The following is a 22,396-nucleotide window of genomic DNA, read 5'->3' on the forward strand; positions in this document are numbered from 1 at the left end:
GATTCGGGATTGGGGATTCGCGAAAGCGGTTCTGCTGGGTCGGTCTCTCCACTGGGATGACCGGCCTGCGCCGCGGCGCAGAGCGGCCTTCGCTGCCGGGCAGGGTTTGTCCGGTGGCGGGGCTTGGCACGACCGGCGGACGCGGCGCCGGATAGGTAAGGTGCGCTTTCCAGGGAGGGCGCGCGCGTCGCCGGGCGTCGCGCAACGGCGGTGCCGAGTCCGCATACTGTCCCGCACTGTCCGCAAGACATGCATGAATCCGCGGCGGCCTATGCCGATTCGACATCCTGCCGCAGCGGCGCCTGTGCTAGTTTTAGCGGCTTTTCCAGGGAATGATGCCGTCATGATCGAACGCCAGCGCCGCACCAAGATCCTCGCCACCCTCGGCCCGGCGACCGATCCTCCCGGCGTGCTCGAGGACCTGTTCCGCGCCGGCGTCAACGTCGTGCGCCTGAACTTCTCCCATGGCGATCCGTCCGGCCAGGCCAAGCGCGCCGCCGAAGTGCGCGCCGCCGCGCAGCGCGTGGGCAGCGAAGTGGGCATCCTCGCCGACCTGCCGGGCCCGAAGATCCGCATCGAGCGCTTCGCCAGCGGCAAGGTGTCGCTGAAGGCCGGCGCGCGCTTCGACCTGGTCGCCGACGCCAATGCGCCGGCCGGCGACGAGAACCAGGTCGGCGTCAGCTACCTGGGCCTGCCCAACGACGTCAAGCCGGGCGACGTGCTGCTGCTCGACGACGGCCTGCTGCAGCTGCAGGTGGTCGAGGTGCAGGGCGAGCGCATCGTCAACACCGTGCTCAACGACGGCGTGCTGTCCGACCGCAAGGGCCTGAACAAGCAGGGCGGCGGCCTGTCGCTGGGCGCGCTGACCGAGCGCGACAAGGAATTGATCGGCATCGTCGCCAAGATCGGCGTGGATTTCATCGCGGTGTCGTTCTGCCGCAACGCGCAGGACATGCACGACGCGCGCCGCATCGCCGAGCAGCACGGCTGCTACGCCGCGCTGGTGTCCAAGATCGAGCGCACCGAGGCGATCGAGAACCTGACCGAGATCGTCGAGGCCAGCGACGTGGTGATGGTCGCGCGCGGCGACCTGGGCGTGGAGATCGGCGACGCCGAGCTGCCCGGCCTGCAGAAGAAGATCATTCGCGAGTCGCTGGCGCAGAACAAGGTGGTAATCACCGCCACGCAGATGCTGCAGTCGATGGTCGAGAACCCGATCCCGACCCGCGCCGAAGTGCTGGACGTGGCCAACGCGGTGATCGACGGCACCGACGCGGTGATGCTGTCGGCCGAGACCGCCGCCGGCGCCTATCCGGTCAAGGCGGTGCAGGCGATGGCGCGCATCTGCCTGGGCGCCGAGCGCCAGTTCGAGATGGACACCGACTTCGAGGCCGCGCAGCGCAACCTCGAGCGCGCCGACCAGGCGATCGCCATGGCGACGATGTTCCTGTCCGAGCACATCGGCCTGAGCGGCGTGGTCACCCTGACCGAATCCGGCGGCACCCCGCGCTTCCTGTCGCGGTTCCGCTCGAAGATGCCGATCTACGCGTTCACCCGCCACGACGGCGCGCGCCGCGGCATGGCGATGATGCGCGGCGTGTTCCCGATCAACTTCGACAGCCGCGGCCTGACCCCGCGCGAAGCGGCGCGCGCGGCGATCCGCCTGCTGGTCGAGGCCGAGCGCATGGGCCCCGGCGACCGCGTGGTGTTCACCAGCGGCGAGCACATGGAAACCCACGGCGCGACCAACACGCTGCGCCTGCTCGAGGTCGGCCCCGACGGCCGCGCCAGCGGCCTGGGCGACCTGTAGCCGAAGCAGGGTCGTCCGCGACCCAGGACCGCGCGATGCCCGGCGTCGCGCGGTTTTTTTTTGCCTGCCGTGCGGCGTGCGGTGCCGCGCACGCGCCACGTCGCCGAGATGCGTGAGGCCGCAATTGCAACCGCAACGCGCCACACGCTGATGGCGTTCCGCGACGCCGCCGAAGCGGCGACGCCAGCGACATCGGGGCCGCGCCCGTCGGCGGTGCTGCACAACACCGCGGACAGCGCAGCGCTTCCTGTCACGGTACGGCAATGCACGCACGCTCGCGCAGCGTGTCTGGCCGATGGAAACGGTTGCAGGCATTCCGTGAAGGAATGGGCGGCGTTTGCCGCGATATACTTCGGGTTTCCCCCCGTGCCATAGGAATTCCATGAGCATCGAACAGCTTGCCGAAACCGCACAGGCGATGGTCGCCCCGGGCAAGGGCATCATCGCGATCGACGAATCCACCAGCACGATCGCCAAGCGCTTCGCCGGCGTCGGCATCGAGAATGTCGAAGAGAACCGCCGCGCGTATCGCGAGCTGCTGCTGACCACGCCCAAGCTGAGCGAGCACATCTCCGGGGCGATCCTGTACGACGAGACCATCCGCCAGAAGACCAAGGACGGCGTGCCGTTCCCGAAGTACATGGCCGAGCACGGCATCATCCCCGGGATCAAGGTCGACAAGGGCACGCATCCGCTGGCCGGCATGCCCGGCGAGCTGATCACCGAAGGCCTGGACGGCCTGCGCGCGCGCCTGGAGGAGTACTACAAGCTCGGCGCGCGCTTCGCCAAGTGGCGCGCGGTGATCACCATCGGCGAGGATATCCCGTCGGGCGTGTGCATCGAGACCAACGCGCATGCGCTGGCGCGCTACGCGGCGCTGTGCCAGGAACAGGGCCTGGTGCCGATGGTGGAGCCGGAAGTGCTGATGGACGGCAACCACGACATCGAGACCTGCTACGAGGTCACCGAAGCCACGCTGCGTTCGCTGTTCGGCGCGCTGTACGAGCAGAACGTGGTGCTGGAAGGCACCATCCTGAAGGCCTCGATGGTCATCGCCGGCAAGGACTGCGACGAGCAGGCCAGCGTCGAGGAAGTGGCCGAGTCCACCGTGATGTGCCTGAAGAGCACCGTGCCGGCGATCCTGCCGGGCATCGTGTTCCTGTCCGGCGGGCAGACCGACGAGCAGTCCACCGCGCACCTGAACGCGATGAACCAGCTCGGCACGCTGCCGTGGCCGCTGAGCTTCTCCTACGGCCGCGCGATGCAGCAGGCCGCGCTGAAGCTGTGGGCGCAGGACATGAAGGGCAACTTCGCCAAGGCGCAGCAGGTGGTCTACGAGCGCGCCAAGGAAAACGGCCTGGCCGCGCTGGGCAAGTGGCAGGATTGAGGTCGGACCTGCCGTTGGAGTGAGCGAGAACGCCGGCAGATGCCGGCGTTCTTCGTTATGCGGCGTCCGCCGCGTTCCGCTTGCCGCCGGTGCGGTCGACCCTGTCCACCCTCTGGGCGCATCCGCTCAACCTGCCGTGCACAGCCGCTGGACGAGGTAGTCGACGAAGCACCGGACCCGCGCCGGCGTATGCGCCCCGCCGACGAACACCGCGTGGATCTCCTCGCCGTCGCCCGGGTTGAACTCCTGCAGGAGCGCCACGAGCTGGCCGGCCTGGATCGCGTCTTCCGCCGTCTCGGCGCAGACCCGCGCGATGCCGAGGCCTTCGATGGCGAGCTGGCGTTGCGTCTCGCCATTGTTGGTTTCCACGCTGCCCTTGATCGGCAACGCGTAGTCGCGTCCTTCCTTGCGGAACGGCCAGGTCGGGGCGGCGCGCTTGTAGTTGAAGCCGATGCAGTCGTGCTCGTGCAGATCCTCCGGGACGACCGGCGTGCCTCGGCGCGCGAGGTACCCGGGCGAGGCCACGATCACCTTGTGGGTCTGGCCGAGCTTGCGCGCGGTCAACGGGCTGTCGGGGAGCGGGCCCAGCCGCACCGCCACGTCCGCCTGGCCCGCGGCGATGTCGACGACGGCATCGGTGGAGATCACCTCGAGCAGGATGCCGGGGTGGCTGTGGAGGAAGTCGCCCAGAAGCGGCACCACGAACATCCGCCCGTACGTGAGCGACAGGCTCACGCGCAGGCGTCCCTTGGGCGAACTCTGATCGGCGATCAACTGCTCGGTTTCGCGCAGGTCCGCCAGGATCCGCCGTGCGGACGACAGGTAGGTCGCGCCTTCCGGCGTCAACGTCAGCGAGCGCGTCGTCCGCAGCAGCAGGCGCACGCCGAGGCGGGCCTCGATCCGGTCGACGACCCGGGCGATGGACGACGGCGCCAGTTTCAGCCGTCGTCCCGCCGCCGAGAAACTGCCGGCCTCGGCCGCCAGGGTGAAGATTTCAAGTTCGCCAGCGATGTCCATGTGGGGCACTTGTGCGAAAAACGCAAAGGATTTTACGGCGATTCCAGTATAGACACGGCAAGCGGTCGATCCCTATCGTTGCGTCGGTCGAAGGACTCGGGTTCCAGCTCAACGAGCGCACCGATCGCCCGGAGTGGCGGTCAACGCCAAGCGACGCGAGGTAACGCAGATGGTCTCGCTCTACACGATCGACATTCCCGACGCGCGGCTCGCCGCCATCCGGGCAAAAGTGGAAGCCTACGACTGGGATCAGCTCGCCGATGCCGGCGGATGGAGCGCAGGCGTCGGGATCGACGACCTCAGGCGGCTCGTCGCCTACTGGCGGGACCGCTACGACTGGCGGGCGGTCGAACGGCGCCTCAACCAGCTGCCCAACTTCACCACCGAGGTGGAGGGCGAGCGCCTGCATTTCGTGCATCTGCGGGGCGACGGATCCAAGCCGCCGCTGCTGCTCCTGCATGGCTGGCCGGGCTCGTATCTCGAATTCGAGCGGCTGCTTGCGCCGCTGGTGGCCGACGGGCACGACGTCGTAGTGCCGTCGCTCCCGGGCTTCGCGTTCTCCACGCCGATCACCGGCGTCATCGGGCCACGCCGCGCCGCCGAACTCATGCACGCGCTGATGGCCCAGCTGTTCGGCCAGGCGCGCTACATCGTCCAGGGCGGCGACTGGGGCGCGCACATCGCCAGCTGGATGGCCTTCCTGCGGCCGGACGCGCTGCTCGGCTTCCACATCAACATGGTGAGCATCTTCGCCAGCGATGCCGCTGCCACCACCGCGCAGGAGAAGGATCTGATCGCCCGCCGCGACGCGATCCTCGATCTGGAGACCGGCTACTCGCACCAGCAGCGCACGCGGCCGCAGACATTGGGCGTGGCGATGGCCGACAGCCCGGTCGGCGTGGCGGCCTGGATACTCGAGAAGATCGGCAAGTGGGCCGATCTTCCGACCAGCGCCGATGGCCGGCCGGACATCTGGAGCAAGTTTTCGGAGGAGGAACTGCTCACCAACATCATGCTGTACGTCGCCCCCGCGGCCGCCGTCACCTCGACCTGGATCTATCTCGGCCAGCGGCTGGAAGGCTCGGACCTCTTTCCACCCGGCACGCGCATCGCGGTGCCCGCCGGCGTGGCGGCCTTTCCCGATCCGGTGTTTCTGCCGACACCGCGCACCTTCGCCGAGAAGACGTACTCCATCGTGCATTGGAGCCGGATGCGCGAAGGCGGCCACTTCGCCGCCTGGGAGGCGCCGCAGCGGATGCTCGACGACCTGCGCGCCTTCGTCGCCACGGTCCTGGTGCGCTCCTGAGGAGCGAGGCCCGCTGTCCAGGCGTCGCGCGGGGCCTGCGGTGTTGCGCGGGCTCGGCGGCATCGGCATGGCGTGCCTGGATGAGCGCGACTTTCTTCGCCCGCTGCGGCACGCCGCGTTCCCGCAGCGGTTCCACGACAACGCCGACCCGGACGTCCCGCCGCGATGCAGAGCGCCGCGCCGGATACCGGGACGGACGTCTTCCACGAGGTGAATCGTATGAACGAACAGATGGCAAGCGTCGAGACCGATACCCTGCGGATCGCCTATGTCGAGCATGGCCCCGCCGAGGGGTGGCCGGTGATCCTGTCCCACGGCTTTCCCTACGACATCCGCGCCTTCGACGAGGTGGCCGCGGTTCTGGCCGGCGCGGGCGCGCGGGTGGTCGTTCCCTACACGCGCGGGTTCGGCCCGACCCGCTTCGTTTCCGATGCCGTCATGCGCAGCGGCCAGCAAGCCGCGCGTGGCCGCGACATCGTCCAGCTTGCCGACGCGCTCGGCCTGGAGCGCCCGATCCTGGCCGGTTTCGATTGGGGCGGCAACGCGTCCTGTGCAGCGGCGGCGCTATGGCCCGAACGCATCGGCGGCCTGGTCTCCTATGCCGGCTACGACATCATCGACGTGCAGGCGCAACAGCTTGCGGCCGTGCCGTCGCTCGAGCGCGTGTGCTGGTATCAGCATCTTTTCCAGAGCGAACGCGGGCGCCAATGCCTGGCCGAACATCGTCGCGCGCTGTGCCGCCTGCTGTGGGAGGAGTGGTCGCCCGGCTGGCAGTTCGACGACGCGACCTTCGAACGGACGGCGAACTCGTTCGACAATCCGGACTTCGTCGACGTGGTGATCCATGCCTATCGCCACGCCTTCGGCCGGGATCCCGGGGACCCGGCGTTGCAGCCGCTCGAAGCCCGCTTGGCCGGTCGACCCGCGATCACGGTTCCGGCCGTGACGCTCGACGGCACGATCGATCCGCTCAAGCCGGGAGGGACCGCGGGCCACGCCCGCATGTTCGTCGGCTTGCATGAGCACCGCGCCTTCCACACCGGGCACAACCTGCCGCAGCAGCAACCACAGGCTTTCGCCGATGCGGTGTTGAAAGTCCACGAGTGGCTCGGCTGACGCCCAGCGGCGCCGTGCGTCGTCAGCGCGCCGTTCTGCGGCCTGCATGCCGCGCATCGAAGAGATGCCCCGGCTCGGCAAACCCGCAGGATGCGGCAGGCGGCGCAAGCGAAGGAACGCGGAGGGCCGCAGGCGATCGCGGCAATCTGCGCCAGCCGCGCGCAGCGCGGCTCAGGCGACCTGCAGCTGGCTCTGCATCAGCGCCTGCTGGTAGGCCTTGTAGGTGGCCTCGTTGTAGGCCACCAGGATCACCCGCTTGGGCACCGCATGCGCGCGCTGCCAGGCGGTGGTCTCGGCCACGGCGATGCGCGCGGCCTGGTGCAGCGGGTAGCCGTAGACGCCGCAGCTGATCGCCGGGAACGCGACCGAGTGCAGGCCCATCTGTTCGGCCAGGCGCAGCGAGCGCCAATAGCAGTTGGCCAGCAGCGCCGGCTCGTCGTGGGCGCCGTCGCGCCACACCGGGCCCACGGTATGCAGCACGTGGCGGGCCTTGAGCCGGTAGCCGGCGGTGGCGCGCACTTCGCCGACCGGGCAGCGCACGCCCGGCTTCAGTTCCGGCAGGCGCTGGCATTCCTCCAGCAACGCCGGGCCGGCGGCGCGATGGATCGCCCCGTCCACGCCGCCGCCGCCGAGCAGGGTTTCGTTTGCCGCGTTGACGATGGCGTCCACGTCCAGTTCGGTGATGTCGCCTTGCCAGATTTCTATCTTCATGACGCGATCTTTATGGGATTCCAATGATGGAAACGTGATGAACCCGGCAACCGGGCCAGCGCGGTGCAACGGTGGCTTAACCGACGAACGGCAAGACTGCAGCCTCCCCATCTCAGCGCCTGCGAATGAACCGCATCCAACCCTCACCCGCCATTGCCGAGGCCCTGGCGCGTGGCGAAATCATCAAGGCAATCAAGCTGTTGCGTGATCAGAGCGGCATGGACCTGCGCAGCGCCAAGCAACAGGTGGACGCGTGGCTGCAGGCCGGGGCGGCGCAGACGGTGACCGAGATGCTGAACCGGCATGCCGGTGGTACGCCGCCGCAGGCCGCCGCATCGACGGGGGCGGAGGCCGATCGGTTGCCGCCGGCCGCGCTGCTGGCGCTGGGCCAAGGGCAGTTGCTGCAGGCGATCAAGCTGACCCGCGAGCAGCATCCGGGCATGGGCCTGCGCGAAGCCAAGGAACTGGTCGAGCGCTACCGCGACCGCAACGCGCCGCGTGCGGGGACGCCGCCGACCGTGGCCGGCGGCGATCGCCAGGGCGCATGGCTGTGGGCCATGCTGGTCCTGCTGCTGGCGGCTGCGGTAGGGTTCTGGGTGCTGCGCGGTTAGCGCGCTTTCCCCCGGCTGTGGGCGGTGCGGGGCGACGGCGGGTGGCCTCGGGCCATCGGGCGCGGACGGCGCTAGCGGCCAGCCCCGCCGCGACTGACGGGGCCGGCGCAATGCGGTGTCTGGATCATGTCCCTCGGCCAGAGGCGAAAGCGGTTGCGATCCCTCGCGGCCTCGCGGCGCACCCGTTCGCCATGCCGTCAGGCTACAGCCAGCGCCTCACCTGCGCGCAATAGCGGTCGTAGGCGCCGCCGAAGCGCTCGCGCAGGCGCGCCTCCTCGAACGGGATCACCACCCGCTGCAGCGCCAGCAGCGGCATCGGCAGCAACAGCAGCGCCCACGGCCAGCCGATCTGCACGCACAGGCCGACGTAGCTCAGCACCAGGCTCACGTACATCGGGTTGCGCGTGTAGCGGTACGGGCCGCGCAGCACCAGGCTGGACGGCGCACGCTCGGGCAGGATCGTGGTGCGGCGCTGCGCGAACAGCACGAAGCAGGCCAGCGCCAACAGCAAGCCGGCGCCAGCGACGGCGCCGCCGGCGATCTGTATCCACGCCAGTGCGCGGCCCTGCGGCAATGGCAGGGCGAGCATGCGTTGCAGCCAGGCGCCGAGCAGCAGCGCGACGAAGAAATGCGCCGGCGAGGTCGCGCGCACTAGCAGCGGCACGTGCGCAGATCGGCAGTCGTCCCGCCCCGAAACTCGATTGCTCAACGCTCCCTCCCCAGTCGCCATGCTCCCAGCGCGGCTACTTTACCGTGCCGTCGCCTGCAGGCGTCAAGGCGGAGGTGCCTGGGAAAAAGCGGCGAAAGCTATACTGCTCGGCTCGAACAGCGAAGCATGGTGTCCTAGGAAGCGGCATGAGCGGATTGACGGATTTCCATCTTTCCTGGGCGGCGCGAGAGGGGAGCGGAACAGCTATCCGCATGGGTGGAGGCGGGTGCGGAGGATTTCGGCAAGGATCTTTACGGCGAGGACGTCGCAGGATTCTCTGGAAAACAAAATGGTGGCGGTTGGATCGCTGCCAGGCTGGGAAACGGCTACGCAGCTGCAATGCGCGCACGTCGCGCTTGCCGCTGCCGTCGCCAAGGCAGGTCGATGGCGCCTTCGGCGCAAACCCCGCTACCCTAGGCGGCCCGCCCGATGCCGGCATTCGCCAGGCACCGGCGCAGCGCACGCGCTGCCGACGCGCCCCGCATTCCCTTCCTTGCCCGTCCCGATCCATGCCCACACCGCACGCTTCCGCCGACACCGCCTCCGTTCCGCGCCGCCGCGTCATCCTCGAAGACGACATCGATGGCTTCACCCCCGCGCAGCTGCTGTTGCTGCAGTCGCCCGAGGTCGAGGTGCTCGGCATCTCGGTGGTCAGCGGCAACATCTGGCGCGACGAAGCGCTGGCGCATACGCGCCGGTTGCTGGAAATCGCCGGGCGCGGCGAGGTGCCGGTGCTGCCCGGGCCTGTGCATCCGCTGCTCAACAGCGAGCTGGCCACCGAACGCTGGGAGACGCTGTACGGCAAGCTGCTGTGGAAGGGCGCGTGGACCCGGCAGTGGGTCGAGCACGACACCGTGCAGAGTGCGCCGCGCTACCACGCGCACGACGTGGTGCCGGACCTGGCGCTGGGCAATCCGTCGGTGGTGCAGGCTTCGGACGAGCCGGCGGCGCTGTTCATGCTGCGCAAGGTGCGCGAGTTTCCCGGCGAGGTCAGCATCGTCGCCACCGGCCCGCTGACCAACCTGGCGCTGGCGCAGCGGCTGGACCCGCAGTTCGCGTCGCTGGCCAAGGAACTGGTGTACATGGGCGGCAGCCTCAATCCGCGGCAGCGGCGCGACAGCGTGTCGGCGCGGCAGTTCGCGCGCGAGTTCGTCAATTCGCCGCGGCGCGAATTCAACATCCGCTGGGATCCGGAAGCGGCGAGCATCGTGATGCGTTCGCCGTGGCGCAGGATGGTGATGGTGCCGGTGGACCCGTCGACCGCGACCGAGCTGAGCCCGCAGCTGCTGGCGCGGATGAGCGCCGCCGACACGCCGATCGGCCATGCGCTGCGCCGGCGCGAGCCGGGCTTCCCGCTGTGGGACGAGCTGGCCACCGCATTGTGGCTGCGTCCGGAACTGGCCACCGTCACCGAGACGCTGTACGTGGATACCAACACCGAGTTCGGCGCCGGCTACGGCGACATCCTGTCGTGGGCGCCGGGCTACCAGCCCGGCCTGGGCGAACAGGCGCAGCAGGTGGTGCGCGAGGTCGACGTGGACGCGATCGAACGCCTGCTGGTGGAGCGGCTGACCGCGCCGCAGCCGCCGGCGCTGGGCGTGCCGCTGCCGGGCTGCTGATCCATGCCCATTCCACGGACGCGGCAGCACGGCCTGCGCTGCGGCGGCAGCGCCCCGTTGCGTGGCCGCGCGCGATCGCGGCAGGCGTGCTTCGCCGTGCCGCCGCGTGCGCGGAGCGGTCGATGACGGTGGACGTGCGCAGCGCAAGCCTGGCCCGCGCCAGGGCGCTGGCGCAGGCGGCGATGCGCGATCCGGACCGTTGCGACGCCAGCCTGGCCGATGCCGAGGCGCTGCTGGTGATCGCGGCCGGCCCGGCCCGCGACCACGTGGACGCGCTCACCTGCCTGGGTGCGGTGCTGTGCGACCAGGCGAAATACCGCGAGGCGGTCGGCGTGCTGCAGCGCGCCGCGCGCCTGCGCTCGGACGACCGCAATACCTACTTCAATCTCGGCGTCGCGCTGCTCCACTGCGGCAAGCGGCGCCAGGCCATGGCGTGCTTCCGCCGGGCGGCGCCGCTGCGCGCATCGCCCTGCACCTGGGAGGCCTACTTCGATCCGCAGGCGCAGTGACGCGGCCGACCCGGGGGGCGCCGCCGCAAGGCCGAGCGCCAGGCGCGGCCGTGCCGCCGGCCCGCGTTACGGCAAACCGGCCAGCCAGTCGTCGTCGGAGCCTTCGTTGATGTCGGCGAACAGCGGCGTGGAGAAGTAGCGCTCGCCGGTGTCGGGCAGCATCGCCAGGATCACCGAGCCGGGCGCGGCGGTCTCGGCCACGCGCAGCGCGGTGGCGACGGTGGCGCCGCCGGAGATGCCGGTGAAGATGCCTTCCTCGGCGGCGAGGCGGCGCGACACGGCGATGGCATCGCCGTCCTCCACGCTCAGCACCTCGTCGTAGACCTCGCGGTTGAGCACTTCCGGCACGAAGTCCGGGGTCCAGCCCTGGATCTTGTGCGGCTTCCATTCCTGGCCCTGCAGCAGCGCGGCGCCGGCCGGCTCGGTGGCGGTGATGCGCACCTCCGGGCGGGCCACGCGCAACACTTCGCCGACACCGGTGAGGGTGCCGCCGGTGCCCCAGCCGCTGACGAAATGGTCCAGCCGGCGGCCGGCGAAATCGCGCAGGATCTCCGCGGCGGTGGTGCTACGGTGGTAGGCCGGGTTGGCCGGGTTGGCGAACTGGCGGGCCAGGAACCAGCCGTGCTGCTGGGCCAGTTCCTCGGCCTTGCGCACCATGCCGCTGCCGCGCTCGGCGGCCGGGGTCAGGATCACCTTGGCGCCGAACGCGCGCATCAGCTTGCGCCGCTCGATCGAGAACGTCTCCACCATCGTCGCCACGAACTTGTAGCCGCGCGCGGCGGCGACCATCGCCAGGGCCACGCCGGTGTTGCCGGAGGTGGCCTCGACGATGGTGTCGCCGGGCTTGAGCAGGCCCTTGGCCTCGGCGTCGAGCACGATCGCCAGCGCCAGGCGGTCCTTGACCGAGCCGCCGGGATTGAACGCCTCGACCTTGACGTACAGGCTCACGTGCTCGGGCGGCAGGCGGTGCAGCTTGACGATCGGGGTGTGGCCGATGGTGTCGAGGATGTTGTCGTAGATGGCCATGCGCAGGGTCTCCGGAAGGGGGATGCGGGTCAGGCGGCGTGGGCCAGGGTAGGCGCGGCCGGCTTCGGGGAAGGTGAGGGTGGTGGCGTCAGCGGCGCGGCGCCGAACCAGTGCAGCGTGCTCGCCAGCGCGGCCACTTCGCCCAGGATCAGCAGCGCCGGCGAACGCACCTGGTGCGCGCGGGCGGTGTCGGGCAGGTCGGCGAGGGTGCCGGTGACCACGCGCTGTTCGGGGCGCGAGCCGTTTTCGACCAGGGCGAACGGCGTGGTCGGCGCGCGTCCGGCCAGCAGCAGGCGCTCGCGCACCGTGTCCAGCCCGGCCACGCCCATGTACACCGCCAGGGTCTGCCGCGCCTGCGCCAGCGCCGCCCAGTCCAGCGTGTCGAACGAATCCTTGCAGTGCGCGGTGGCCAGGCGCAGCGACTGCGCGTGGTCGCGGTGGGTCAGCGGGATGCCGGCATAGGCCGCGCAGGCCAGCGCCGCGGTGATGCCCGGCACCACCGCGTAGGGCACGCCGTGCGCGCGCAGGCATTCCAGTTCCTCGCCGCCGCGGCCGAACACGAACGGGTCGCCGCCCTTCAGCCGCACCACGCGGCGGCCACGCCGCGCATGCTCCAGCATCAGCGCGTGGATCTGCTCCTGGCGCACGCTGTGGCCGCTGGCCGACTTGCCGACTTCGATCCGCTCGGCCGTGCCCGGCAGCAGGTCCAGGATCGCGGCGCTGACCAAGCGGTCGTACAGGACCACGTCGGCGTTGCGCAACGCGTGCAGCGCGTTGAGCGTCAGCAGGCCGGGATCGCCGGGGCCGGCGCCGACCAGGGTCACCGTGCCGGGGCGGAGCGGGGAAGCCTGCGGCGGCGTGGCGGGCGGGCCGATGCGGTCGCCGGCGGCATCGGCCGACGTGGGGGCGGCGAGCGGATCGGCGGCGCCAGGCGCGACCTGCGCCAGCACCCGCCGCGCGGCGGCCGCCTGCAGCGCCTGCCGGTTCAGCGCGGACTCGTCGCTGGCGGCGACCAGGTACCACGCCGCGTCCAGCCAGGCGGCATCGAAACGGCCCCGCAGCCACTGGATGCGCCCGGCGTCGGCCCAGGCCTGCAGCGCCGGGCTCAGCGCCGGCGCGCCCAGCCGCGGCGCGGCGCCGGCGGCGAGCAGCGCCTGCACCTGGCGCTCGGCGGCGGCACCGCCGCCGACCACCAGCACGGGCCGCTCGCGCAGGTCCGGATACAACGCAATCGGGGCAGGGCTCACGGCGGGGTCGCAACGCAGAAGGAGGAAGACGCAGCGACCGTAGCGCCGGCTTATAGCGCCAGGAAATGACTTCATGCCTCTACCAGATAGCTTTCGGTTATAAGGTGGGAGGCACATATCCACTACAGTCGTGGCTGCTCCCGCCAGGCGGCGCCTCGCCCTCGCTCTCGATGACGCTGACCCAACTCCGCTACCTCGTCGCCATCGCCGACGCCGATCTGAACATCACCCTGGCGGCGGCGCGCGTGCATGCGACCCAGCCGGGGCTGTCCAAGCAGCTCAAGCAGCTGGAGGACGAACTCGGCTTCCTGCTGTTCGTGCGCAAGGGCCGCAGCCTGGAGACGGTGACCCCGGCCGGCCGCGAAGTGATCGAACGCGCCCGCGCGGTGCTGGCCGAGGCCAACAACATCCGCACCTACGCCGCCAACCAGCGCCGCGAGAGCCAGGGCCAGCTGACCCTGACCACCACCCACACCCAGGCGCGCTTCGTGCTGCCGCCGGCGGTGGCGCAGATCAAGCAAGCCTATCCGCAGGTCAGCGTGCACCTGCAGCAGGCCGCCGAGAGCGCGGCGCTGGACCTGCTCAGCCAGGGCGATGCCGACATCGCCATCGTCAGCACCGCCGGCAGCGAGCCGGGCGCCGGCATCGCGGTGCCGCTGTACCGCTGGCGGCGGCTGGTGCTGGTGCCGCGCGGGCATGCGCTGGATGTGCCCAAGCGGGTGCCGGACATGGCCGCGCTGGCGGTGCAGCCGCTGATCAGCTACGAATCCTCGACCCGCTCCGGCTCCTCGCTGCAGCGCGCCTTCGGCCGGCTCGGGCTGGAGCCGAGCATCGCCCTGACCGCGCTCGACGCCGACCTGATCAAGACCTACGTGCGCGCCGGCCTGGGCGTCGGCCTGCTCGCGGAGATGGCGGTGCATGCCGGCGACACCGACCTGCGCGCCTGGCCGGCGCCGCCGGAGATCCCCGAATGCATCGCCTGGGCTGTGCTGCCGCGCGACCGGGTGCTGCGCGACTACGCGCTGGAACTGGTGCACGTGCTGGCGCCGCAGATCGACACCCGCGACCTGCGCCGGGTCATGGAAGGCAACCAGGAACCGGACTGGCCGGTCCCGCCGAGCTGGGAAGAACTGACCCAGACCATCACCAGCTGAGCGGCCAAACCGCGGCCGTCTCTTCGCGGCGCTCGCCTCGCCGGCCACGGTGGCGGGGGCGCACGCCGCCTCGCCACATCGGTGCCCGACAAGCTGCACCTGATCGCACGCAAGACGGCCGGGCGGTGCGTTTCGTCGAACGACACCCCGCTGCCGGCGCCACCGAACGCGCCGCGCGCGACCGTGGCCACGCGCCGCCGCGTTGCCGCCGCTGGCACCACCCCCTATGATGCCCGCCGGCATGTCGCCGCCGGCCGTTTGCGCCGCCGCGACCGCCGCAACCAAGCAATCGATCAAGGACGAGCGGAGCGGCGCCGCCAGGCGCGTGTCCGATGCCGGTCACCAGGGGGAAGGATGGCAGCTTGTGCATGTTGTGACGCGACCGTGCTGTTCGGCGGCACGCGGGTCGGCGATCGGCGCTATTGCAACGCGAACTGCGCGGCACGCGGTCCGCTGCAGGGGGCGCTGCCGCAGGTGCCGCTGCAGGACGCGCACGAGCAGGCGCTGCAGATCTTCCGCGGGCGCTGCCCGCACTGCGCCGGCCCCGGCCCGGTGGACGTGCATGCCGCGCACACCATCTGGTCGGCGCTGGTGCTGACCTCGTGGCAGAGCCACCGCGTCTTCGCCTGCCGTGCGTGCGCGACCAGGCGGCAATTGCTGGCCGCGCTGAAATCGCTGTTGCTGGGCTGGTGGGGGTTCCCGTGGGGCGTGCTCGGCACGCCGATCACGCTGGCGCGCAACGGTTACGCGCTGGCGACCCAGCGCAACCTGCGCGCGCCGTCCGCCGCGCTGGTGCAGCAGGCGCGGGTGCTGCTCGCCGCGGGTTTGATCGCGCAGGCGCGGGAGGCGCAGGCGCGTGCGCCGCGCCAGCCACCGCCGCTGCCCGCCGCGCATCCCTGAGCGCCCGCTTTTTATCGCCGCGCGCCGTCGGCCACGACGCGCTGCATTCTTTTTCCCAACGCAAGGAAGTCCATGCATCCCGTCCTCCAGCAGAACCTGTTCTTCGTCAAGGAACAGGTCGGCATGTTCAAGGCCGCCAACAACTACGACGTGTTCGATCCGCAGAGCAACCAGAAGGTGCTCGAATGCCGCGAGCCGAACCTGGGCCTGTTCACCAAGATCTTCCGTTTCACCGACTACAAGCGGATGACCCCGTTCCAGGTGGAAGTGCGCACCCCCGGCGGGCAGAAGGTGCTGACGGTCAAGCGCGGGTTCTCGCTGTTCCTGTCCAGGGTCGAGGTGCTGGACGAGCACGATCGCCTGGTCGGGTCCTTCAGCCAGAAGTTCTTCTCCATCGGCGGCAAGTTCGACGTGCTCGACGCGCGCGAGAAGCTGGTGTGCACGCTGCGCGGCAAGTGGACCAGCTGGGATTTCCGCTTCGTGCAGGGCGAGCGGGAACTGGCGCGTGTGTCCAAGAAATGGGCCGGGCTGGGCAAGGAGCTGTTCACCTCCGCCGACAACTACATGCTGGCGATCGAGAGCGCAGTGCCGGCCGAGGACGACGTGCGCGTGCTGATCATGGCCGCGGTGCTGTGCATCGACATGGTGTTGAAGGAGTAAGCGCGTGCCGCCGCGCGCGCCGCCGTCGGTGCGCGCGGCAGCGTCACTGCGGTGGGCGAGTGCGATGGCGCCTCGCCATCGAGGCACAGCGTCCCGGCGTTACGGCGATCGCCGCTCCTGCTTTCGAGCTGCCGCGCGCCGCGCCTCAGGCCGGCGCGGCGCCGGACGCCGCCGCCAGCGTGTCGGGCGTGGGCAGGCGTTCGCTGTAGCGATCGACCAGGTGCGGGGCCAAGTCGCGGGTGAGCAGGGTGAACTTGACCAGCTCTTCCATCACGTCGACCACGCGGTCGTAGTACGCCGACGGCCGCATCCGCCCGGGCGTGTCGAATTCCTGCCAGGCCTTGGCCACCGACGACTGGTTGGGGATGGTCAGCATGCGCATCCAGCGGCCGAGCACGCGCATCTGGTTGAGCGCGTTGAACGATTGCGAGCCGCCGGACACCTGCATCAGTGCCAGGGTCTTGCCCTGGGTGGGGCGGCGCGCGCCCTGGCTGAGCGGAATCCAGTCGATCTGCGCCTTGAGCACGCCGCTCATCGCGCCGTGCCGTTCCGGCGAGGACCAGACCATGCCTTCACTCCACAGGGTCAGCTCGCGCAGTTCCTGTACCTTGGGATGGGTGTCGGGCACTGCGTCGGGCAGCGGCAGGCCGGCGGGATCGAAGAGGCGCGTGTCGGCGCCCATCGCCTGCAGCAGCCGCGCCGCTTCCTGCGCCAGCAGCTTGCTGTAGGAACGTTCGCGCAGCGAGCCGTACAGCAGCAGGATGCGCGGCGGGTGCGCGGCGCGCGCGGCGGTCAGTGCCGCCGGGTCCGGGCGCACGAACGCGGCCGGATCCAGGTTCGGCAGCGCGGACAGGTCAACCGACACGGCGGCCGTCCGCGTCAATCAGCGGCGCGCCGTCTTCCTTGGCGAAGGCGCCGCGCTGCGGCGACGGCAGGATCTCCAGCACCGTCTCCGACGGCCGGCACAGGCGCGTGCCCAGCGGGGTGACCACGATCGGGCGGTTGATCAGGATCGGGTGCTGCAGCATCGCGTCCAGCAGCGCGTCGTCGTCCAGCGCCGGGTCGTCCAGGCCCAGGTCGGCGTAGGGCGTGCCCTTCTGCCGGATCACCTCGCGCAGCGGAATGCCCATCGCCGCGACCAGCGCCTGCAAGGTGGCGCGGTCCGGCGGGGTCTTCAGGTATTCGACCACGGTCGGTTCGACGCCGCTGTTGCGGATCAGTCCCAGGACGTTGCGCGAAGTGCCGCAGGCAGGGTTGTGGTAGATCGTGATCGTGCTCATCGGGGCTCGGTACGGTGGGAAGAGGGGCGTGACGGCCGGCGCGTGGCCGGGATGGCGTCGGGGAGGGCGGTGCAGGCGCCGTTGCCGCAGCAGTTCTCGGTCAGGAACCCGATCAGCGCGTACATGCGCGCATAGTCGGCGCGCAGCCGGATCACCCGGCCCTGGCGTTCGTCGCCGATCAGCCCGGCGCCGCGCAACACGTGCAGGTGCGCGGTCAGCGTGGCCGGGGCCAGCCCCAGCGCGGCGCGCAGCTCGCCCACCGCCATCCCGTCCGGGCCGGCCTGGACCAGGGCGCGGTAGGCGGCCAGGCGATGTACGTGGGCCAGGGCGCGCAAGGCGGAAACGGTGCTGTCGGTGTCCATACTTCGATAATTCCAGAAATGACGAAATGAGGCAAGCCGGGCGGCCGGCATCGGCGGACGCGGGCGTTGCCGGTCGGGCTGGGCGGACGCCTGCGCGACCAGTGCAGGGCAGGTCGCGCAGCGGCAGGATGCCGGGGTTGCGAGGCGACGCAGAACTTGCGCGGCGGCGGTCCGCGAACAGCAGCTATGCCGGGGGCGGACTCAACGGCTGGGTGGCGCCAGCGAGCGGCGACCAACTGCACGTCGCCCCTCTGCGACGGACCGTGATCCGGTCGCGGAACCGCTTCGTCGCAGGCCGGCCCCTGCGCCTCACCGATCCGCTGCGTCCCATGCCGGAAGCCGCGCTGCACAGCTACGCCGCGGACGTCGTACCGCCGCCTCCGCTCCGCTGGGCCCGCATGCGCGGTTATGTCGCGTTGGCATTGCACCAGTGGCCGACTAGACTGCCGCGGTGATCCGTCGCCGCCAGCCGATGTCGTTCTGGGCAATGCTCGCCACGCTGGCGATCGTGCTGATGCTGGCTGCGCCGCTGGTGAGCCGCTGGCAGCAGGCGCGCTCCAGCGCCTGGGCCGACGCCGCCGCCGGCGCGCTGTGCACCAGCCGCGGATTGCAGGCCTTGCCCGCGCTGCCGATGGCGGCGGTGACGTCGCACGCCGGCGCGCACGACGATGGCGGCCTGCCGCACGAGCAGGCCTGCGACTACTGCCTGCTCGCCGCGCGGCTGCTGCCGTGGCTGGCCCTGCTGCTGGTGCTGCTGCCCTGGGTGCGCCAGCATGCGCCGCGCGTCGCGCCGCGGATGCCCGCGGTGCGGGCCGGCCTCTGGCGCGCTCACGCCGCGCGCGGACCGCCTCTGTTCTCCTGATCCACGAGTTGGCTGTTCTTTCGTGCCGTGGCATCGCCGCGGCACGTCTTCGTGCTTGATGGAGCCATCGATGATCCATTTCCTTTCCGTGCCGCGCATGGCGGCGTACGGCTGCGTATATCTCGCGGCCAGCGTGGCCGCGCCGGCGCACGCGGCCGACGGCGGCGCGCAACCTCCCGCGGGCGATTCCGCCTTCACCCTGGGCAAGGTCCAGGTCACCGCCACTGCGTTGGCGGCGCCGGCCGCGCGCAGCGTCCTCAGTTCCGTGGACATCCTCGGCGGCGACCTGCTGCAGGACCAGCACGTGGACTACAGCTGGGAGCTGCTGCTGCGCGCGCCCGGGGTGCAGGTCACCCAGTTCAAGATGGGCACCGACGCCGGCCGCTTCTCGTTCCGCGGCTTCAACGGCGAAGGCCGGGTCAACGCGGTCAAGCTGCTGATCGACGGCGTGCCCAGCAACGACAACGCCGGCGGCATGCCGTATCTGGACGCGGTGTTTCCGCTGGACATCGCCGCGATCGAGATCGTGCGCGGCACCAACGATCCGCGCTACGGATTGAACGCCATCGCCGGCAGCGTCGACGTGCTGACCCGCAGCGGCGGCAACGACGGCCGCGCCAGCGTCACCGCCGGCAGCTTCGGCACCCGCGAGGTGCAGGCCAGCCAGGGCATCGAGCGCGGCGGCTGGAGCCAGAACTACTTCGTCGCCTGGCGCGACAGCGACGGCTACCGCGACCACGCCGACGCGCGCAAGCGCGCGTTCGCCGGCAAATGGTTCTACACCGCGCCGGACGCCGCCTGGCGCGCCGGGCTCAGTGCGCGCTACTACCGCAACGCAGCGCTGGAAGCCGGCTATCTGGACTACGCCAGCGCGCAACGCGCGCCGCGCAGTTCGCCGGACTATGCGCGCGACGATCGCAGCGAGCGCCAGACCGGGCAGGTGAGCCTGCACCTGGATGCGCAACTGGCCGACGCCGTGCAGGGCAGCGCCAAGCTGTACTGGAACCGCTACCAGAACCAGCGCTGGGTGCGCTTCACCGCCGCCGGCGCGCAGCAGGAACGCGATACCGACGAAACCCAGCGCGGTTTCCTGGCCAGGGCGACCTGGCGCCCGGAGGTGGACTGGGCGACGGCGTTCGCGCTGGAAGGCGGCATCGACGGGCAGTGGCAGGACAACACCTCGCGGCGCTATCGCACCGTGGCGCGCGCGCGCACCGCGCCGCTGCGCGACTGGGACTTCGACCTGGACACGCGCGGCGTCTACGTGCAGGCGGTGATCCGCCCGTTCGAGCGCCTGCAGCTGGTGCCGGCCTACCGCGTGGACTGGGTCGACGGCAGCTTCCGCGACCGGCTCGGCGGCGCGCGCTACCCGGCCTACGCCTATGGCGCGATCAGGCAGCCCAAGCTCAGCGCGGTATTCGCGCTGACCGCGCAGGCCAGCGCCTACGCCAACGTCGGCCGCACCTTCCAGATCGGCAGCGGCAACGGCGCCTACCGCAGCCAGCCCGGCAACCTGGCGCCGTCGTACAACGACGGCTGGGAAGCCGGGTTGAAGTTCGCCGACGCCCGGCGGCTGGATGCGCGCATCGCCTATTGGGAGCAGCGCGCCTCCGACGAAGTGGCGACCATCCTTGGGGTCGATGGCACGGTCGGCAGCGGCGAGGTCGGTAACGTCGGCAAGACCTTGCGCCGCGGCTGGGATGCGCAGGTCAGCCTGCGCGCGGACGAGCGCTGGACGCTGTGGCTGGCGTATTCGCGGCAGCGCGCAAGCATCGTCACCCCCGACCCGAGCGCGCCGGCCACGCGCGGCAAGGAGATCGAGAACGTGCCGCACTCCCTGGCCAGCGTCGGCGCCGACTGGCAGGCCACGCCGCGGCTGAAGCTGTCGGCGTGGGGCAATGCGCAGGGCGACTACTACGTCGAGCGCAGCAACACGCTGGGCCGCTACGGCGGCTACGCGCTGGCCAACGTCGGCGCGACCTGGGCATGGCGCGCGCAGCGCGAGCTGTCGCTGCAGCTGAAGAATCTGACCGATCGCCATTACGTCTACGCCTGGTACGACAGCGGTTCGTCCGGCTATTCGCCGGGCGACGGCCGTGCGCTGTACGCCAGCCTCAGCTGGGGCTGGTGATGGGCAGGCCGAACCCGAACGCGGTTGCGCCGGCGCGTTTCTACCGCGCGGTGTGGCGCTGGCATTTCTACGCCGGCCTGCTGGTGTTGCCGCTGCTGGCCTGGCTGGCGCTGACCGGCGCCGCCTTCGTCTACCAGCAGCCGATCGATGGGTATTTCCACCGCGCGCTGAAGACGGTACAGGTGCCTGCGCGCGCGCAGGCGGCCACACCGCAGCGCCTGCTCGACGCCGCGCTGGCGGCGCAACCGGGACAGGCGTTGCGCTACACCACGCCGGCGCGAGGCGACGCGTCGGCGGAAGTGACCGTGGGCACCGCCGATGGCCGCCGCGTGGTGGTGTACGTGGATCCGTACCGGGCGCGGGCGCTGGGCAGCCTGCCCGAGCACGGCACCGTGGCGTGGACCATCCGGCGCCTGCACAGCCTCGCCCTGGTCGGGCCGTGGGCCAGTGCGCTGATCGAAGTGGCGGCCGGCTGGGCGATCCTGCTGGTGCTGACCGGCGCCTACCTGTGGTGGCCGCGCGGCCGCCGCGGCGGCGTCACCACGGTGCGCGGGCGGCCGCCGCAGCGCGTGTTCTGGCGCGACGTGCATGCGCTGACCGGCAGCGTGGTCGGGGCGATGCTGCTGTTCCTGGCGCTGACCGGGATGCCCTGGTCGTGGTTCTGGGGCGAGCAGGTCAACCGCCTCGCCAATGGCCATCACTACGGCTATCCGGCCGGGCTGCGCGTGGACCTGCCGATGTCCACGCAGCGCCTGAGCGACGCGGAGGTGCCGGCCTGGTCGCTGCGCCAGGCGCGGTTGCCGCAGTCGCAGCTGCCGCAGACTGCGTCGATGCCGATGCCGATGCCTGCGGCGGCGAATGCGGATGCGCCTTCGGCATCAAGCGTGGTGGACGACGGCAACGATGCGCATGCAGAGCACGCAGCGCATGGCGCGATGGCGATGGACGCGATGGCGCCGGAGCCTGCGGCACCCGGCGCCATCGGCCTGGACGCGGCGGTGGCGCGGTTCCAGGCGCGCGGCATCGCCGCCGGCTACGGCGTGGCGCTGCCGCGCGGCGCGCGTGGCGTGTACACCGCCTCGGTGTATCCGGCGGACCTGGCGCAGCAGCGGGTCATCCACCTCGACCAGTACAGCGGCCAGGTGCTGCTGGACATGCGCTATGCCGATTACGGGCCGCTGGCCAAGGCGCTGGAATGGGGCATCAACGTGCACCTGGGGCAGCAGTACGGCACCTTCAACCAGTTGCTGCTGATCGCCTCGTGTCTGGGCATCGTGTTGCTGTGCGTCAGCGCCGCGCTGATGTGGTGGAAGCGGCGGCCGGCCGGCGGACTGGGCGTGCCGCCGCTGCCGGCGGAGCGGCGCACGCTGCGCGTGGTGGTCGGGCTGTTGGCGATCGGCGGCGTGCTGTTCCCGCTGGTGGGAATGTCGCTGCTGCTGATGCTGGCGGTGGATTGGTGTTGCGTGCTGCGGCGGGAGTGAGGCGGTGTCGTTGGGCGACAGGGCGGCTTCGTGAGCTTGCCGACGCCATTGTGGGAAGACTTCAGCTCCGACGGTGTCCGAAGCCGGAAGGTCCGCCGCTCCGTTCGTCGCGACGGAAGTCGCTCCTACAAGGTTTCGCGCGGCCGACTCGTTGGTGCATTATGGGAGGGACTTCAGTCCCGACGGCCTCCGATGCCGGAAGGTTCACCACTTCGCTTGTCGCGGTTGAGACTGTTGCGGCGGAGAGCCGCGCGACGTGACTGCTGGATGCACTGTGGAAGGGGCTTCAGCCCCGGCGGTATCCGAGCCGGAAGATCCATCGCCTCGTTCGTCGCGACTGAAGTCGCTCCTACAAGGGGCCTGCAGCCAAGCTCGTTGGTGCACTGTGGGAGGGACTTCAGTCCCGACAGCATCCGGTGCCGGGAAGGTCCTTCGCTTAGTTCGTCGCGACTGAAGTCGCTCCTACAGGGGGTGCTGTGGCCTGTTGGGCATCTTGGG

General features: G+C 70.7%; 21 protein-coding genes. 13 read left to right on the forward strand and 8 right to left on the reverse strand.

Annotated elements, in window-relative coordinates:
- Positions 1-343 precede the first annotated feature (343 nt).
- Together pyk and OCJ37_RS04845 are read left to right on the forward strand one after the other, a co-directional pair.
- Positions 344-1,810: a pyruvate kinase gene (gene pyk / locus OCJ37_RS04840; protein ID WP_263112557.1), complete on the forward strand. Its 1,467-nt coding sequence runs from the start codon at positions 344-346 to the stop codon at positions 1,808-1,810.
- Between the two features lie 382 nt (positions 1,811-2,192).
- A complete protein-coding gene (locus OCJ37_RS04845; protein ID WP_263112558.1) occupies positions 2,193-3,197 on the forward strand; it encodes a class I fructose-bisphosphate aldolase in 1,005 nt (334 codons plus the stop codon).
- A gap of 126 nt (positions 3,198-3,323) precedes the next feature.
- Here OCJ37_RS04845 and OCJ37_RS04850 read toward each other — a convergent pair whose 3' ends face one another.
- Positions 3,324-4,214 carry a LysR family transcriptional regulator gene (locus OCJ37_RS04850; protein WP_263112559.1) on the reverse strand — a complete coding sequence of 297 codons (891 nt, stop codon included), beginning with the start codon at positions 4,212-4,214 and terminating at the stop codon, positions 3,324-3,326.
- A 169-nt stretch (positions 4,215-4,383) separates the two neighbouring features.
- On the opposite strand from OCJ37_RS04850, the gene OCJ37_RS04855 reads away from it, so the two are divergent.
- Together OCJ37_RS04855 and OCJ37_RS04860 are read left to right on the forward strand one after the other, a co-directional pair.
- Positions 4,384-5,520 carry an epoxide hydrolase family protein gene (locus tag OCJ37_RS04855; protein ID WP_263112560.1) on the forward strand — a complete coding sequence of 379 codons (1,137 nt, stop codon included), beginning with the start codon at positions 4,384-4,386 and terminating at the stop codon, positions 5,518-5,520.
- Positions 5,521-5,739: 219 nt separating this feature from the next.
- Positions 5,740-6,636: an alpha/beta fold hydrolase gene (locus OCJ37_RS04860; protein WP_263112561.1), complete on the forward strand. Its 897-nt coding sequence runs from the start codon at positions 5,740-5,742 to the stop codon at positions 6,634-6,636.
- A 171-nt stretch (positions 6,637-6,807) separates the two neighbouring features.
- Here the strand turns inward: OCJ37_RS04860 and OCJ37_RS04865 are convergent, their stop codons facing one another.
- Positions 6,808-7,347 carry an O-acetyl-ADP-ribose deacetylase gene (locus OCJ37_RS04865; RefSeq protein WP_263112562.1) on the reverse strand — a complete coding sequence of 180 codons (540 nt, stop codon included), beginning with the start codon at positions 7,345-7,347 and terminating at the stop codon, positions 6,808-6,810.
- Positions 7,348-7,472: 125 nt separating this feature from the next.
- Here OCJ37_RS04865 and OCJ37_RS04870 point away from each other — a divergent pair, with 125 nt between their 5' ends.
- Positions 7,473-7,958, forward strand: coding sequence for a hypothetical protein (locus OCJ37_RS04870; RefSeq protein ID WP_263112563.1), 486 nt, complete (start codon positions 7,473-7,475; stop codon positions 7,956-7,958).
- A 202-nt stretch (positions 7,959-8,160) separates the two neighbouring features.
- Here the strand turns inward: OCJ37_RS04870 and OCJ37_RS04875 are convergent, their stop codons facing one another.
- Complete coding sequence (locus OCJ37_RS04875; RefSeq protein WP_263112564.1) at positions 8,161-8,667, reverse strand: methyltransferase family protein; 507 nt, start codon at positions 8,665-8,667, stop codon at positions 8,161-8,163.
- Positions 8,668-9,176: 509 nt separating this feature from the next.
- Here OCJ37_RS04875 and OCJ37_RS04880 point away from each other — a divergent pair.
- A complete protein-coding gene (locus OCJ37_RS04880) occupies positions 9,177-10,286 on the forward strand; it encodes a nucleoside hydrolase (protein WP_263112565.1) in 1,110 nt (369 codons plus the stop codon).
- Between the two features lie 122 nt (positions 10,287-10,408).
- Complete coding sequence (locus tag OCJ37_RS04885; protein WP_263112566.1) at positions 10,409-10,795, forward strand: tetratricopeptide repeat protein; 387 nt, start codon at positions 10,409-10,411, stop codon at positions 10,793-10,795.
- A gap of 66 nt (positions 10,796-10,861) precedes the next feature.
- Here the strand turns inward: OCJ37_RS04885 and cysK are convergent, their stop codons facing one another.
- Together cysK and cobA are read right to left on the reverse strand one after the other, a co-directional pair.
- On the reverse strand, positions 10,862-11,821 hold the full coding sequence (cysK, locus tag OCJ37_RS04890) for a cysteine synthase A (protein WP_263112567.1): 960 nt from the start codon (positions 11,819-11,821) through the stop codon (positions 10,862-10,864).
- 29 nt (positions 11,822-11,850) lie between these two features.
- Positions 11,851-13,068 (reverse strand): uroporphyrinogen-III C-methyltransferase, encoded by a 1,218-nt coding sequence (gene cobA, locus OCJ37_RS04895; RefSeq protein WP_263112568.1) that lies wholly within the window; start codon positions 13,066-13,068, stop codon positions 11,851-11,853.
- 170 nt (positions 13,069-13,238) lie between these two features.
- Here cobA and OCJ37_RS04900 point away from each other — a divergent pair, with 170 nt between their 5' ends.
- The 3 genes from OCJ37_RS04900 to OCJ37_RS04910 all read left to right on the forward strand — a co-directional run bounded on the left by OCJ37_RS04900 (position 13,239) and on the right by OCJ37_RS04910 (position 15,782).
- Complete coding sequence (locus OCJ37_RS04900; protein WP_263112569.1) at positions 13,239-14,222, forward strand: LysR family transcriptional regulator; 984 nt, start codon at positions 13,239-13,241, stop codon at positions 14,220-14,222.
- 81 nt (positions 14,223-14,303) lie between these two features.
- Positions 14,304-15,122 (forward strand): hypothetical protein, encoded by an 819-nt coding sequence (locus tag OCJ37_RS04905; RefSeq protein ID WP_263112570.1) that lies wholly within the window; start codon positions 14,304-14,306, stop codon positions 15,120-15,122.
- 72 nt (positions 15,123-15,194) lie between these two features.
- Complete coding sequence (locus OCJ37_RS04910) at positions 15,195-15,782, forward strand: LURP-one-related family protein (protein ID WP_263112571.1); 588 nt, start codon at positions 15,195-15,197, stop codon at positions 15,780-15,782.
- A 145-nt stretch (positions 15,783-15,927) separates the two neighbouring features.
- On the opposite strand, the gene arsH is transcribed toward OCJ37_RS04910, so the two are convergent.
- Genes arsH through OCJ37_RS04925 form a run of 3 tightly spaced genes read right to left on the reverse strand, consistent with a single transcriptional unit; the run spans position 15,928 to position 17,424 of the window.
- Positions 15,928-16,647 carry an arsenical resistance protein ArsH gene (arsH, locus tag OCJ37_RS04915; RefSeq protein WP_317633215.1) on the reverse strand — a complete coding sequence of 240 codons (720 nt, stop codon included), beginning with the start codon at positions 16,645-16,647 and terminating at the stop codon, positions 15,928-15,930.
- Positions 16,637-17,062, reverse strand: a complete 426-nt coding sequence (arsC, locus tag OCJ37_RS04920; RefSeq protein WP_263112572.1) for an arsenate reductase (glutaredoxin) — start codon at positions 17,060-17,062, stop codon at positions 16,637-16,639. The genes arsH and arsC overlap by 11 nt, the downstream gene beginning before the upstream one ends.
- Entirely contained in the window at positions 17,059-17,424 is a 366-nt protein-coding gene (locus tag OCJ37_RS04925; RefSeq protein WP_263112573.1) for an ArsR/SmtB family transcription factor, read from the reverse strand. The genes arsC and OCJ37_RS04925 overlap by 4 nt, the downstream gene beginning before the upstream one ends.
- Positions 17,425-17,896: 472 nt before the next feature.
- Here OCJ37_RS04925 and OCJ37_RS04930 point away from each other — a divergent pair, with 472 nt between their 5' ends.
- The 3 genes from OCJ37_RS04930 to OCJ37_RS04940 all read left to right on the forward strand — a co-directional run bounded on the left by OCJ37_RS04930 (position 17,897) and on the right by OCJ37_RS04940 (position 21,898).
- Positions 17,897-18,286 carry a DUF2946 family protein gene (locus OCJ37_RS04930; protein WP_263112574.1) on the forward strand — a complete coding sequence of 130 codons (390 nt, stop codon included), beginning with the start codon at positions 17,897-17,899 and terminating at the stop codon, positions 18,284-18,286.
- A gap of 70 nt (positions 18,287-18,356) precedes the next feature.
- Positions 18,357-20,417 carry a TonB-dependent receptor gene (locus OCJ37_RS04935; protein ID WP_263112575.1) on the forward strand — a complete coding sequence of 687 codons (2,061 nt, stop codon included), beginning with the start codon at positions 18,357-18,359 and terminating at the stop codon, positions 20,415-20,417.
- Positions 20,417-21,898: a PepSY-associated TM helix domain-containing protein gene (locus OCJ37_RS04940; RefSeq protein ID WP_263112576.1), complete on the forward strand. Its 1,482-nt coding sequence runs from the start codon at positions 20,417-20,419 to the stop codon at positions 21,896-21,898. Before OCJ37_RS04935 ends, OCJ37_RS04940 begins: the two co-directional genes overlap by 1 nt.
- Positions 21,899-22,396 lie beyond the last annotated feature (498 nt).

This window comes from Xanthomonas sp. AM6 (assembly GCF_025665335.1).
Classification (GTDB): Bacteria; Pseudomonadota; Gammaproteobacteria; order Xanthomonadales; family Xanthomonadaceae; genus Xanthomonas_A.